This is a genomic window from Vibrio sp. S457-15, assembly GCF_000960545.1.
Classification (GTDB): domain Bacteria; phylum Pseudomonadota; class Gammaproteobacteria; order Enterobacterales; family Vibrionaceae; genus Vibrio; species Vibrio parahaemolyticus.
This window is the reverse complement of record NZ_JYOQ01000180.1, coordinates 341944-356873: the sequence shown is the minus strand read 5'-3', so window position 1 is coordinate 356873 and position 14930 is coordinate 341944. Positions and strand designations below refer to the sequence as shown.

The following is a 14930-nucleotide window of genomic DNA, read 5'->3' as shown; positions in this document are numbered from 1 at the left end:
TTTAATCCTTATCGAGTGTTTGCAGAAGACGCGACTTCGTCACGACACCAAAATAGGTTCCTTGCTCATCGACTACTGGCACAGCATAAGGAACGCTCGCCACGACGCCGAGAATGTCATTCACAGACTGGTCCGGCTGAAGGGTCACGTCATCTTCTAATTGAGCGCTGGCCAAGGAGCGATTTTCCTTGTGGGCTAAGCGTAAGGAGTCGAGAGAAACGATGCCGGAATATCGGCTAGATTTATCTACGACGATGCCGTAATCACGGTCGTGATCCATCAAGATTTGCATGGCAGAGCCTGGGCCGTCGTGTTCCGATTTCTTGAATACCGCAGCGGGCTTCTTGCGCGCAATATCTTTGACGGTTAGCACGCTGGCGACATTAACGCCGCGGAAAAACGCCTCGACATAATCATTGGCGGGGTTATGAAGAATTTCATCTGGTGTGCCGACTTGCACAACTTCGCCGTTTTGCATGATGGCAATTCGGTCACCGATGCGCATGGCTTCGTCCAAGTCGTGCGAAATGAATACGATGGTGCGTTTATCGTCATTTTGCAGACGAATCAATTCATCCTGCATTTCAGAACGAATCAAAGGATCGAGCGCTGAGAACGCTTCATCCATCAGCAAAATATCCGGGTCGCAAGCTAGGGCGCGGGCAAGACCGACACGCTGCTTCATACCACCTGATAGTTCATCAGGAAACGATTCAGCGTAGGTATCTAATCCAACTCTCTGCAACGCTGATAATGCACTTTCGTGGCGAGCAGTCACATCGACGCCTGCGAGTTCCAGGCCGAAAGCGGCATTTTCTATCACCGACATGTGGGGCATGAGCGCAAAATTTTGAAAAACCATTGAAATGTTGTTACGACGAACTTCGCGCAGTTCTTCTTCGGAGATGTGAGCAATGTCTTTCCCTTTGAGGTAAACACTGCCTTTGGTGGGTTCAATGAGTCGATTGAGAAGTCGAACGAGAGTGGATTTTCCTGAGCCAGAGAGACCCATAATGACAAAAATCTCGCCTTCATTGATGGTCAGAGATACATCGTTGACGCCAACGGTTAAGCCAGTTTGTTCAAAAATATCGTCTTTATCAACGCCTTTTTCGATGGGTGAGAATGCTCGCTCCGGAGCTTCTCCAAACACTTTATAAAGTCCCTTAACTTCCAGTATGGGATCCATGTTAATTGTCCTTTGTTATGTGTTTATCACGAGTTAACGTTTTGTACTCTAATTAAATTGATAAAAGTTTTCAAATGATTGGCTTGGCTTATTGGTGTTCTGTGGTCATATTTTTCGTAGTAATGAACTTTCGTTGCTTTATTGATAAATCTTTTTAAAACATTTAGTTATGAATGTGTTCGTTTGTGTTTTTAGGCGATAAACACGACGTTGAATTTATTTTTAAGTTTTTAATACATGTCGGCACAGTAGGGTTGCATATTTATTGCTCAGTATTTAGAGGCAGAAAGAACAGTGAAATGATTAGAGTTCAAATCTGTGTTTGGAGGAAGCAAACATAACATGATGAGGTAAGCAGAAGTCTTAGCATTATCTGTTGCTTATGCGAAATCGAGATGATATTGATCTGGTTACTTTAGGCAACGCATGGAATAAAGAATGGAAGCCGAGCAGTTAGAAGTACTCAATTTCATTAGCCAACATCCTCCTTTCGATGAACTGCCAGAAGAGCAGTTAAAAAAAATCGCCATTCATGCAGAAGTGGCGTATTTCCGTCAAGGTACCGACATCCTCAAATTTGGCGATACGATTCGCGATTTGTATATGGTGCGCAGTGGTGCAGTAGAGATTTATCGACGCAAAGGTGAACTTTATAACCGTATTGATGCTGGTGGCCTGTTCGGGCAAATGGGGTTGCTCATGAACAACCGCGTTCGTATGCCAGCAAAAGCGATTGAAGACACCTTGGTGTATTGCATTCCTGAGAACATCTTCAACGAACTTTGCGACGAGTTTGAAAACTTCGCGGATTTTATGGAGCTTGAAGATAGCGCTCGGCTTCGCAATGCGATCTCTAGTCGCTCCGATGGCAATGATTTAACAACCGCAAAAGCGCGTAAAATCCTGACTCGTGACCCTGTGACGCTCGAAGCGACCGCTTCTATTCAAGAAGCTGCAAGCCTAATGGCAGAAGAAAACGTCACCGCCTTGCTCATCGTTCGCCCAACCGAAGAACTGACCGAAGAGGATGATGATCAACTGCTTGGCATTCTTACTGACCGCGATTTATGTATACGGGTTTTGGCGCAGGGGATTGATACCAATATCTCGGTGAGTGAGGTCATGAGTTACGACGTGGTATCGCTCGATTACAACGCGTATGTGTTTGAAGCGATGCTGACCATGCTTCGCTACAACGTGCATCATCTGCCTATTCTCAAAGACAAAAAGCCAATAGGCATCATCGGTATGACGGACATTGTCCGTTACGAATCTCAAAACAGCTTGTTGCTGGTGAGCTCGATTTTCCAACAGACCAGTGTGGAGGATCTCAAACAAGTTTCCTTACAAGTGAAAGATTGTTTTGTTCGCATGGTCAATGAAGACGCCAACGCGCACATGATTGGACGAGCGATGTCGGTGATTGGCAGCAGCTTTAAGCAACGATTAGCGGAACTCGCCGAGCAGGAGCTTGGTCCTGCCCCAATTCCATACTGTCTGGTTGCGATGGGATCGATGGCGCGAGATGAGCAGCTCATTGTCACTGACCAAGATAACGCGCTGATTCTTGATGACAGTTACGATCCTGACAAGCACGGCGAATATTTCGCGCAGTTTGCGAAATTTGTATGTGATGGATTGGCGGCATGCGGCTATACCTATTGTACGGGTGACATTATGGCTACCAATCCTGAATGGCGAAAAACCAAATCGCAATGGGAAGAGTGCTTTGGCGATTGGATCGATCATCCGACGCCAGAAAGGTTGCTCAACAGCAATATTTTCTTCGATTTGCTAGGGATTCATGGCCGGGTGAAATGGGCAGAGCAACTGAGTAGCTTTATTGTCAGACGAGCCAAAAAGAACAATCGATTTTTGGCTTGTATGGCTTACAACGCAATTCGAAGAACGCCGCCGTTAGGATTTTTTAAAGATTTCGTGATGGAGAAAGATGGGCGTCATCGCAACTCTATCAACCTTAAACGACGCGGTACCGCGCCGCTGGCAGATTTGATTCGAGTGCATGCCTTGGCGATTGGTTCGCGTTCGCAAAACTCGTTTGATCGATTAGACGACATTAATGACGCCGGGATTCTGCCAAAAGGGCGAGGAATGGACTTGCGAGATGCGATGGAGCTTATCTATATGGTTCGAATCCGTCACCAAGCCTTGGATATTGAAAATGGCGACGAGCCGGATAACAACATCGAGCCAGAAAACATGTCTGATTTCGAACGTCGTAATCTGAAAGCGGCATTCCAAATTCTAAGCAATGCGCAGAACTTCATTAAGTTCCGCTACCAAAGAAGCAGTAAATGATGTGGTTGGAAAAAAGTAAGGCGAGTACACCGCTGCTCGATACTTCGCAAACGCCGGAGTGGTCAGTATTGTTTGAGCAGTTGGCAGAGCAAGCGCAAGATCAACGGTTGAAGCGATACTATTCGACTCCTATGGTGAATGGGGATACGCCATTAAAAGAGGTGCCGTTTGTCTCGGTAGATTTTGAAACGACGGGCTTAAATGCAGAAGACGATGCCATTCTTACCATTGGTCTTGTGCCGTTTACGATTGACCGAGTGCAGTGCAGTGGTTCAGCGCATTGGATTGTAAATCCGAACCGAGAGCTTAATGAGGAGTCTGTCGTTATTCATGGCATTACGGATTCTGAAGTGAAAAACGCGCCCCAATTAACGCAAATACTAGGTGAGATTTTGGATGCACTCGCTGGCAAGGTGGTGCTGGTGCACTACAAGAATATCGAGCGACAGTTTTTTTATAATGCGCTTTTAAACACCATTGGCGAAGGGATTCAATTTCCCGTCGTTGATACATTGGATATCGAGTATGCACTTCAACGCCGAGAATGCTCAGGCATCTGGAACAGGTTAAAAGGTAAGAAGCCGGGGTCAGTGAGGTTAGGGCATGCTCGGGAGCGATACGGTCTGCCTGCTTATCAACCGCATCACGCATTAACGGATGCATTGGCGACAGCAGAGTTGTTTCAAGCTCAGTTGCAATATCACTTTAACCGAGATATGCCAATTTCTGCTATTTGGCAATAAATGTTATTTACCTTAAACACAAAAACATCAAATGATCGATGGAGGTGTTTCCTTTTAAGATGCTAATGAGAGCAACTACTTTAAGAAAATACATATACTTAAACTTGTGCTTGGTGATGTGAACTAATCATCACTCAAACTCCTACAAAGTATTTAAATTTGGTCACGTATTGTTAAGGAGATTATTCGTGAGCACCGACAATAATGGTGGGATTAAACGTCCCGATGGAAAGGTAAACGCGATAGATACTGACTATCAGATTGGTCAGGATAACGTTGCGTTAAAAGTTGGCCCATTCGGCTTAGACATTCACAACCGAGTTTTCGCCATTTCTGGGATGGCTATCGTCCTCTTTGTTGTGGCAACGCTAACTTTTCGCCAACAAGTTGAACCCTTTTTCGCTGGCTTACGTGCTTGGCTAGTATCCAATCTTGACTGGTTCTTTCTTGCTTCTGGCAACGTATTTGTCATTGTCTGCTTGGTCTTGATTGTGACACCGCTTGGCCGAGTTCGAATTGGTGGTACTGAAGCGACACCAGATTACTCTTATGCAGGCTGGCTAGCGATGTTGTTCGCAGCCGGTATGGGCATCGGATTAGTGTTCTTTGGTGTGTCTGAGCCTATGTCGCACTTCAGCTCTGCACTTGGCGGCGTGAACATTGAAAATGGTGTGCGCACCGACTGGGCACCACTTGGTGGTGCGGTTGGTGATACAGATGCTGCATCTGCACTTGGTATGGCTGCGACCATTTACCACTGGGCACTTCACCCTTGGTCGATTTATGCGTTGTTGGCCCTTGGCTTAGCGATTTTTTCGTTCAACAAAGGGTTGCCACTGACCATGCGTTCCATTTTTTACCCGCTGTTTGGTGAACGAGTTTGGGGCTGGGTAGGGCACATTATCGACATTCTTGCAGTTGTTGCGACGGTATTTGGTCTGGCGACATCGCTCGGCTATGGCGCTTCACAAGCAGCAACAGGTTTGAACTTCTTGTTTGGTGTGCCAATGACCGACACAACTCAAGTCGTGTTGATTGTAGTGATCACGGCATTGGCGCTGATCTCGGTGGTTGCAGGCCTTGATAGTGGGGTAAAACGTCTGTCTGAAATCAACATGATTCTGGCGGCGATGTTGCTGTTCTTTGTGATCATCGTTGGCCCAACAATGGCGATTCTGACTGGCTTTTTCGACAACATTGCGTCGTACATCACTAACATTCCCGCATTGTCTATGCCGTTTGAACGTGAAGACGTAAATTACTCTCAAGGTTGGACTGCGTTCTACTGGGCTTGGTGGATTTCTTGGTCACCATTCGTGGGCATGTTTATCGCTCGTGTTTCACGTGGACGTTCGGTTCGTGAATTCATCATCTGCGTTATTTTGATTCCTTCGACGGTTTGTGTGCTTTGGATGACGGCTTTTGGTGATACAGCGATCAGCCAGTACGTGAATGACGGTTACGAAGCCGTATTCAATGCTGAGCTTCCGCTTAAACTGTTCGCCATGTTAGACGTAATGCCGTTTGCAGAAATCACATCGGTAGTTGGTATCATTCTGGTGGTTGTGTTCTTTATCACGTCGTCGGACTCAGGTTCTCTTGTGATCGATACGATTGCTGCTGGTGGTAAAGTCGATGCGCCAACACCACAACGTGTTTTCTGGTGTACGTTTGAAGGTTTAGTCGCCATCGCACTGATGCTCGGTGGCGGGCTGGCAGCAGCTCAAGCGATGGCAGTAACTACAGGCTTACCATTTACCATCGTATTGCTTGTTGCGACAGTTTCTTTGATTAAAGGTCTAATGGATGAGCCTCGTCCAAGCACCAAGGCAGTCAAAAAAGATAAATAGCCACGACGACAAAACTAACCTTAAAACGGCATGCGAAAGTGTGCCGTTTTTTTATGTAAAAACCTTAAGTCCCCCCTTTGAAACCCCACTGCATTCTGACTCATGTTGAGTTGTTTCGTATTAAATGATGCTTTAATAAATTAGAGTTCAAACTATTTTAATTTTAGGTTAAATGTTGTCTTGGTGTGATTTTTGTCACATTAATCTAGATTAAAACGCCGATTATTTGATTTTTAACCGTAAAGAATGTCCATAATAAATGCGAAATTTAATTAGACGTCAAAGGATATGTATTTCAAAATGATCACATCAGCACCTTGGGTGCTTTATCCAGAAATTGGAGAAGACCCAAGCAAAAAATGGATTTTTCGTGAACCTAAAATCTCTGATGGTGACGGCATTTACAGCTTAATTGCAGATTGTCCTCCGTTGGACATGAACTCTTCTTACTGCAATTTTCTACAGTCAACGCATTTCAGCAAAACCAGCATTTTGGTTGAGCACAAAGGCGACATCGCTGGCTTCATCTCGGGTTATCAGAAACCTGACGAACAAGACGTATTATTCATTTGGCAAGTCGCTGTATCACCTCGATTCAGAGGTAACGGTTTAGCATTTCGTATGCTCAAGGAGCTTCTCGAAAGGGAAGCGCTGAGCGAGGTTAAATCGGTAGAAACGACCATCACGGAAGATAACCAAGCCTCTTGGGCGTTGTTCAAAAAGTTAGATGCGATGAACGGCAATCATGGCCAAGTCAGCACTTTTTTGGATGAAAAAGCCCATTTTAAAGGCAAGCACGATACAGAGTTTTTGTATCGCATTCCTCTCAAATAATCCTCAAACAATAGGAATCAAAAACGGTCTCATCATGGATATTTTCAAAAAGCAGGAATCCAACGTACGCTCATATTCAAACAATTTTCCAGTGGTATTTCGCAAAGCGAAAGGTTGCTGGCTAGAAACAGAACAAGGTGAACGCTACTTAGACTTCCTCGCTGGAGCGGGATCCCTAAATTATGGTCATAACAATCCTGTATTGAAGCAAGCTCTGCTTGAATACATTGAAATGGATGGCATCACTCACGGTTTGGATATGCATTCAGAAGCGAAAGCGGGCTTTCTCGCCGCACTGGATAACTACATCTTAAAACCAAGAAAACTGGACTACAAAGTTCAATTCACCGGCCCAACTGGTACGAATGCGGTGGAAGCGGCACTCAAGTTGGCGAAAAAAGTGAAAGGCAGAAGCAGCGTTGTTGCATTCACTAACGGTTTCCACGGTTGTACCGCAGGCGCGTTGGCGGCCACAGGTAATCAGCATCATCGACAAGGTAACGGCTCAAGCCTTACAAACGTAACGCGCATTCCGTTCGAAGGTTATGCAGGCGTTGATGGTTTGGCGCTGTTCGAAACTATGCTGAATGACAACTCTGCAGGTATGGACAAACCAGCAGCCGTATTGCTGGAAACCGTACAAGGCGAGGGTGGTTTAAACGCCGCCTCTAATGAGTGGCTACAGCGCCTGAGTAAAATATGTAAAGCCAACGACATTCTATTGATTGTCGATGACATTCAAGCTGGTTGTGGCCGAACTGGGACATTCTTCAGTTTTGAGCCATCAGGTATTGAACCCGATATTGTGACGCTATCGAAATCGATCGGTGGTTACGGTTTGCCAATGGCGGTTGTACTGCTGAAGCCAGAACTTGACCAATGGAAACCAGGCGAGCACAACGGCACGTTCCGTGGTAACAACCACGCATTTATCACTGCGGCAAAAGCACTAGAAATCTACTGGTCAAATGACGATTTCGAAACGCACATTAAGCAATGTTCGCAAAATGTGAGTGAAGTGATTGATCGCTGCGTGCGTCGTTTCCCGCAAATGTTCGTTCAGAAAAAGGGACGCGGTATGATGATTGGCATCGAGTGTATTCACGGTGACTTGGCAGCAGAAATCGCTAAAGCATGTTTTGACGACGGCATGGTGATTGAAACCGCAGGCCCAGACGATGAGGTGGTGAAGTTCTTCTGTCCATTGACTATCAGTGAATCTGAGCTGAACCAAGGATTAAGCATCTTTGAACGTGCAGTAGAAACGATTGCTGCAAAACACTTCAAACAAGCATCTTAATAAGGATTATCAGTTATGATCGTAAGAACACTTGACGAGTGTCGAAATAGTGAACGTCGCGTAGTCGCGGATAACTGGGAAAGCGTACGTATGTTGTTGAAAGATGACAACATGGGATTTTCTTTCCACATCACCACGATTTATGAAGGAACGGAAACGCATATTCATTATCAAAATCACCTAGAGTCCGTTTTCTGCATGAGCGGCGAAGGTGAAATCGAAGTGGTGGGGGGCGAAACTTACCCAATCAAACCGGGCACATTGTACATTTTGGACAAGCACGACGAGCATTACCTAAGAGCATACAAAAACAAAGAAATGGTCATGGCGTGCGTTTTCAATCCCCCAATCACAGGTGCCGAAGTGCACGATGAAAACGGCGTTTACCCGCTCGTTGACTAAAAGCTAAGTGTGAGGCGCACGTCGCCTCGCACCTCGAAGCGCTTTCTTTTTCTCTATTTCACTTAACGTTACCAATCAAAAAGGCTTATCATGACTTTTACCGTAGAAAAAATCGGCGGTACTTCAATGACAGCATTTGATGCTGTTCTCGACAATATTATTCTTCGTCCCAAAACGCCATATAACCGCATTTTTGTTGTGTCAGCATACGGTGGCATGACCGACGCGCTATTAGAATGTAAAAAAACCAGCAAAGCAGGCGTCTATCAGTTAATTGCGAAACGTGACGATCAATGGCAAGACGCCCTAGCGTATGTGGAAAGCCGCATGCTACTTACTAACGAAAACATCTTTGCGGATCCAATGAATCGCATTCGAGCGGATAAGTTCATTCGTTCACGCATTGCAGAGGCGAAAAATTGTATCGCTAATATTCTAGAAACCTGCCAATACGGACAGTTTTCTCTACGTCACTATCTGCCACAAATTCGCGAGTTTCTATCGTCGATTGGTGAAGCGCACAGTGCGTACAATACAGCGCTTAAGCTGAAAAACATGGGCATCAATGCGAGGTTTGTGGATCTCTCTGGTTGGGATAATCAGGAACCAAGAAATCTCGATGATTCCATTCGCGACGCGTTTGCTGATATCGATGTGACCAAAGAACTGCCTATCGTCACGGGTTATGCATACTGCAAAGAAGGTTTGATGCACACTTATGACCGAGGCTACAGTGAAATGACGTTCAGTCGTATTGCCGCTATCACCAAAGCAGACCTAGCCATCATCCATAAAGAATACCATTTGAGCTCAGCGGACCCGCGCGTGGTCGGCCCAGAGAAAGTGTTGCCAATTGGAAGCACGAACTACGATGTAGCGGATCAACTTGCTAACTTGGGCATGGAGGCGATTCATCCCAATGCTGCCGCTGGTTTGCGCGAAAGTGGGATTGAGCTGCAAATCAAAAACACGTTTGAGCCAGAACATGAAGGTACGTTGATATCTTCAGGGTATCGCCCAGAAGAAGACAAAGTGGAAATCATCGCCGGTAAAGAAAAGGTCTTCGCACTGCACTTGTTCGATCAAGCTATGGTCGGCAAGGTTGACAACGTGAGTTACGAATTGATGGAAATCATCTCTGATGCACGCGTCAGCTTGATCGGTAAAGAGATGAACGCTAACTCGATTACGTATTACCTTGGCGGTAGCTCGGACAGCTTAAACAAAGTGTTATACAAGGCCGAAAAACGTTACCCGAATGCCTCCATTAAAGGGCGAATGGTTGCGTTAATTTCAGCCATCGGTTCACACATCGACACTAACAAAACGTTAGCGAAGGGCGTCCTTTCTCTCATGAACAGTGGTGTCACACCGGTGGCGTTGCACTCGTCACTGCGTAATGTAAACGTGCAATTTGTCGTCAGTGACAAAGAATATCAACGCGCCATTTGTGCATTACACGATGAGTTTTTTACGCCTGTCGAAGGCTCGAACGCAATGGAGCATGTGGCTTAATTGATTCATCGATTTAGACGTAACAAAAGGAGCCTTTCGGCTCCTTTGTTCTATCTAGTGCCAACCAAATTTTAAATATTTGGCCTTGCGGTTTCATGAGTTGATGGTGGTAAGTGAGGCAAGGTGACTTGTGGTTGCTCGCCTGTCAGAGAACGTAAGAATTCAGTGATTTTGGTGGACTCTTCTTGCGTTAGCTTTTGACCAAGTTGCAGATCGGCCATCATTTCTACCGCCTCTTGAAGATCCCAAACAGACCCGTCATGGAAGTACGGGTAGGTCAATTCTACGTTCCGTAAGGTTGGGACTTTGAAGACGAACTTATCGAAATCACTTCCGGTAATGGCTTTGCGGCCAACATCTGGGTTGTCTGTTGCAAATGGTTTCACTAACCCCATTTTTTGATACATTTGTCCGCCCGCTAATGGCCCGCTGTGACAAGCAGTACAGCCTTTGTCTTTAAACAGTTGATAGCCTTCCACCTGGGCAGTAGTGAGTGCGTCGTCGTTACCTTTCAACCATAAATCGAATGGAGAGTTTGGCGTACGCAACGTTTGTTCAAATGTTGCGATAGCATCGGTCACGTTATCAATGGTGATGTTGTCGCTGCCATAAGCTTGCTGAAACCACTCGCGGTATTGAGGGATAGATTGAAGAGTGTCGACCGCGAGCTGGTGGGTAAATGCCATTTCCAATGGGTTTTCGATAGGGCCTGCGGCTTGTTCTTGCAGATCTTTCGCTCGCCCATTCCAAAATTGAACGAAATTCAAATCTGAATTAAACACCGTAGGTGAGTTGATTGGGCCAATTGACCATTTGTGACCAATTGAGCTTGGTAAGTTATCAACGCCACCTTTAGCGATGTTATGGCAAGAGTTGCAAGAAATGGTGTTCGACGCCGACAGTCTCGGTTCAAACCACAGCGTTTTACCCAATTCAATCTTTTTACTGTCGAGCCCAGAAATGGGTTCGATGACCTTGATGGGTTCGTTGGATTGACGTTCAGCATGGGCACCGAAAGGCAATATAGATAAAACACTCACTGAGATAAGAGTTTTCATAATAACTTCCTTTTGACGTGATTTTCGACTCTCACTAGAGCGGCGCACTTCTTGTGAAACCGCTGATAAAACAGTCGTTGGTGCGCTCGAAAATTACGGTATAGGAAAGGTGTTATTCGATAAAATGCAAAAATTCGATGGTTTTTATGGCAAAAAACGATGTTAAAAGTGATGGATTTTTGTACGTCAAGCTGGAGCAGGCCATTGTGAGTGTTGGTTACAAATTTGTCACAAATGTTTAAAGTTATTTATCGGACGAATCCTTGATTAAAGTCAATTTCAATCTGAGGTTGTGAGGCGTTCAAATACAACAAAAGGGGGCGATAGTTCGCCCCCTTTGTTATTCATCTGGTCATGGAATTGTGATTTCTGTCAACTTATCTCTTTGAGCTGCAGAGAAAAATTAACTTAGGCTTTCGGTAACAACGGGTTTGTTGTTACGTTTTGCTATCCAATACGCCACGCCACCCCATAGCGCAACAAGCAACCACAATGCTGTCCAATGTTTGGCAACTTGCTGCCATGTCGCGCCCATTTGGTTAAGCGCCAAGAAGCCTTTTATTGCCCAAGTACTCGGGCTCAAATCGGCTATCCAAAGCAGTGGATCAGGTATCGATTCAACTGGCCAAATGAAGCCCGCTAAAAAGATGAGAGGCATTGAACTGACTAGAACCACCAAGGTGACCAGTTCTCTTCTTGGTAGTAGATAGCCAAGCCAAAAGCCTAACCCACAACAACCCAGCAAGAACGGGAAAAGCATGGTTAAGAGCTCACCTGCTTTGGCAATGTGATTCACACTCAGACGTTCGAAGCTAAAACCAAAGTAATACGCGCTCAGTAAGTAATAAATGGCAATAAACACCAACGTTCTTACCAATAACAATGACCCGGTTGATACCTGAGACCAGTAGCCTCGGCCATGACGCTGTGAACCGGTTTGCAAGCCAACTGCCATAATAAGTGTTTGCTGTAAAATCAGCACAAAGACAGCAGGAACCACATATTCGATATAGCCCATCGTTGGGTTGAAGGTCGGTTTCATATTCAGCTTGATAGCAGAGTAATTGTGGCTCGCCAAACTAAGGGGTACGCCTTCAATCACCATTTTGCTGACTTTAACTTGTGCGCCTAATGTACCGCCTGCTTGAGCTAGACCTTCAACGACCGTGCCGTAAACCAAGAAGTAAGAGGCGTCTGCGGCGTATGCAAGAGTCGGGCTTTTACCTAACATTACGTCTTTGTAGAAGTGCTCAGGGATCACTAAGAAACCCGTAATTTCGCGATTCAAAAACGCTTGTTTTGCATCCTCAATTGTATGTAAACGCGAGACGATTTTGACTTGAGGTGTCGCATCGACCATACGCTCTAGCTTTAGGCTGGTTTGGCTTCCGTCTAGGTTTACGACCGCAATTGGCTGCTCTCTAGGGGTTTGTTGTGCGTATGGCAGCGGATACAAAAACGAATAAAAAACCACGCCACCAAAAACAGTTAATGTGACGACGGGGTTGGTCAGCACAGAGCGAATCTCTGCTTTAATCAGTTGCCAGAGTGTCATGCTGCCTCCCTTTGCTGAGTCGACACTGCTGCCGCTCGGTTTTTATGAATGAATGCGGCTGTCAGTAAGAGTGGCACCACATACCAGATCATTGGCCACAAAGCACTAAACGATTGAGCGGCTGAGGCTCCGTAGCTTGCCTGACCAACCTGAACTTCGATGTAATGGGTGATAGGTAATAGTGAGCGCCAAGCATGAGCGAGCGTGTTCATGTCGGAAACTGGAAACGTAATCCCCATAAAAGCAAAACTTGGCGCAGTAAATGCACCAGCAAAACTCATTGCGCGGGCAGGGTCCATCGATAAAAAGAAAAACAGTGCGCCCATAATGATACAGGCAACAACGGTGACCAATTGAGCCAGTAACATGACTACGAGACTGCCTTCCATCGGCCAGTCCAATAACACATAAAACCAGTAGAGGAACAAGGCACCTTGCAACATAAACACTGGGATGTATTGGCTCAAAATTGCGCTGAGTTTTGTGTATGGTTTATTACCCAAAAACTCAAAGCCATTTTTGCCCCCATAAATGCGAAAGTGCGCCGCAAGGATCAAAATCGTACTCACAACGATACAAATTTGCCAAATCGCAGGCACGATAGCGGTGACCAAAAACTGCGCGTAGTTAGTGTTGCGATTAAACAGCGCGGTGATTTGGGTCGACACTGGCACAGCTTGGCCGAGCGCGGACAACGTCGTTGTATTGCCTTTGGCGAGATTGCCCATCACTTGCACCTGAGCATCAAAGTACCCTTGAGCTTGTGCCACGGCTGAATTAATTAACTTTGCCACCAAAATATATTGGCTGTTAAAAAACACTGAAAGTTGCGGTTGGCGATGCAGCAAAATGTCTTGGTCAAACTTAGATGGAATGACGGCAAAAGCGTAAATATCGCCTTCAATCATGGCATTCTTGGCTTCATTCGCGCTGGTGTAGTAATAATTCACAGACAGTGTTGAAGAGGCATCCAACGTTTGGATCAGCTTACGAGAGAGCTGCGAATGTTGTAAATCGACCACGCCAATCGGCAGGTCTCTCGCAATCCCCGCGGAAAACACGCCCCAAATGGTAAGCGAAAGCAAAATAGGCACCCAAGTTAAGCACGACAGTAGCCACTTATCGCGCCGTAACACATGCCGTTGTGAAATCTTAATCGTCATAGACTTTTTACCTTGAGCGATTACAGCTCAACCACAACGCTCATACCCATGCGCAGTTCTGGTTCTGGTTGAGTAGGGCGAGCTTCTACTTCAAAGGTACGCAGATCGAAACCTTGTGCTGCATCGGTCGCTCGCCAAGTTGCGAAATCGCCCATTACTGCAACGTGCGTGACTTTAAACTCGACACTTTTATCCAACGCTGGCAGGTATGCGTTAAATGTGGTGTCTTTAGTGAAGTGTTTAAGCAGATCCTCGCGCACGTTCAGTGTTGCCCACGCATCTTCAGTGTCGATGACGGTGACGACTGGGAAGCCCTGCGGTGCAAGCTCGCCGCTTTGTAAAAGTACTTGAGATACTTCACCGTCAAACCAACTGTAGATTTGAGTATCTTTCGCATAAGCTTCCACTTCAGCAACTGCGCCAGACGCCATACGAGCTTTCTCAGCCGCTGCCACTTTGGTTTCGCTACGAGCCCCCTCTTTCGCCATCTCATACATCTGGAAAGCGGCACTTTCAGTGTATTTAGAAGCCTGCCATTGGGTTAGCGCTTCATCACGTTTTTGCTCGGCAACCACGCCATCTTTATACAGGTTGTTCACGCGGTTATAGGTTTTTTCCATCAAATCCGCTGCGGCTTTCGCTTTTAGCCATTGATCTTTCGCGGCTTGAATTTGCTGCTCACGTGCGCCTTTTTCGGCTTCTTGCGCTAGTGCATCTGCCGCTTTTTCACCAGCCTTTGCTTGTTCCAGTTTCGCTTCGATTTCTGGGCTGTGAAGCGTAAAAATTAACTGGCCTTTTTCAACATCATCGCCTTTGCGAACCATCACTTCGTCGATGCGACCCGGGACTTTCGATGAAATGCTGTATTGCTGAGCTTCAATCAAACCTTGCAAGCGAACTGGTTCTGGCTGATAAGCTTGGTAAAACTGATAGCCAACCCAAGAAGCCACACCCAAGGCGCAAAGTGAAAGTAGAACGGGTTTTAAAGATTTTGCTGCCATG

General features: G+C 45.9%; 12 protein-coding genes. 7 read left to right on the top strand and 5 right to left on the bottom strand.

Features of this window, described 5'->3' with window-relative positions; translation table 11 throughout:
* Window position 1: 1 nt before the first annotated feature.
* Window positions 2–1189 carry a glycine betaine/L-proline ABC transporter ATP-binding protein ProV gene (gene proV / locus UF05_RS23585; RefSeq protein WP_045545208.1) on the bottom strand — a complete coding sequence of 396 codons (1188 nt, stop codon included), beginning with the start codon at window positions 1187–1189 and terminating at the stop codon, window positions 2–4.
* A gap of 438 nt (window positions 1190–1627) precedes the next feature.
* Between proV and UF05_RS23580 the strand changes: the two genes are divergently transcribed.
* The 7 genes from UF05_RS23580 to UF05_RS23550 all read left to right on the top strand — a co-directional run bounded on the left by UF05_RS23580 (window position 1628) and on the right by UF05_RS23550 (window position 10152).
* Window positions 1628–3508 carry a DUF294 nucleotidyltransferase-like domain-containing protein gene (locus tag UF05_RS23580; RefSeq protein ID WP_005485718.1) on the top strand — a complete coding sequence of 627 codons (1881 nt, stop codon included), beginning with the start codon at window positions 1628–1630 and terminating at the stop codon, window positions 3506–3508.
* Entirely contained in the window at window positions 3505–4251 is a 747-nt protein-coding gene (locus tag UF05_RS23575) for a 3'-5' exonuclease (protein ID WP_045545207.1), read from the top strand. The genes UF05_RS23580 and UF05_RS23575 overlap by 4 nt, the downstream gene beginning before the upstream one ends.
* A 188-nt stretch (window positions 4252–4439) precedes the next feature.
* A complete protein-coding gene (locus UF05_RS23570) occupies window positions 4440–6101 on the top strand; it encodes a BCCT family transporter (RefSeq protein WP_045545206.1) in 1662 nt (553 codons plus the stop codon).
* A 300-nt stretch (window positions 6102–6401) separates the two neighbouring features.
* Complete coding sequence (ectA, locus tag UF05_RS23565) at window positions 6402–6935, top strand: diaminobutyrate acetyltransferase (RefSeq protein WP_005477699.1); 534 nt, start codon at window positions 6402–6404, stop codon at window positions 6933–6935.
* 34 nt (window positions 6936–6969) lie between these two features.
* Entirely contained in the window at window positions 6970–8235 is a 1266-nt protein-coding gene (ectB, locus tag UF05_RS23560) for a diaminobutyrate--2-oxoglutarate transaminase (RefSeq protein ID WP_005464458.1), read from the top strand.
* Between the two features lie 15 nt (window positions 8236–8250).
* A complete protein-coding gene (locus UF05_RS23555) occupies window positions 8251–8637 on the top strand; it encodes an ectoine synthase (RefSeq protein ID WP_005464385.1) in 387 nt (128 codons plus the stop codon).
* A 90-nt stretch (window positions 8638–8727) separates the two neighbouring features.
* On the top strand, window positions 8728–10152 hold the full coding sequence (locus UF05_RS23550; RefSeq protein WP_005500440.1) for an aspartate kinase: 1425 nt from the start codon (window positions 8728–8730) through the stop codon (window positions 10150–10152).
* A gap of 71 nt (window positions 10153–10223) precedes the next feature.
* Here UF05_RS23550 and UF05_RS23545 read toward each other — a convergent pair whose 3' ends face one another.
* The 4 genes from UF05_RS23545 to UF05_RS23530 form a co-directional block, all read right to left on the bottom strand.
* Window positions 10224–11210, bottom strand: coding sequence for a cytochrome-c peroxidase (locus tag UF05_RS23545; RefSeq protein WP_045545205.1), 987 nt, complete (start codon window positions 11208–11210; stop codon window positions 10224–10226).
* A 403-nt stretch (window positions 11211–11613) separates the two neighbouring features.
* Window positions 11614–12765: an ABC transporter permease gene (locus tag UF05_RS23540; protein WP_045545204.1), complete on the bottom strand. Its 1152-nt coding sequence runs from the start codon at window positions 12763–12765 to the stop codon at window positions 11614–11616.
* Window positions 12762–13928, bottom strand: a complete 1167-nt coding sequence (locus UF05_RS23535; protein WP_045545203.1) for an ABC transporter permease — start codon at window positions 13926–13928, stop codon at window positions 12762–12764. The genes UF05_RS23540 and UF05_RS23535 overlap by 4 nt, the downstream gene beginning before the upstream one ends.
* A gap of 20 nt (window positions 13929–13948) precedes the next feature.
* Complete coding sequence (locus UF05_RS23530; protein WP_005500450.1) at window positions 13949–14929, bottom strand: HlyD family secretion protein; 981 nt, start codon at window positions 14927–14929, stop codon at window positions 13949–13951.
* Window position 14930 lies beyond the last annotated feature (1 nt).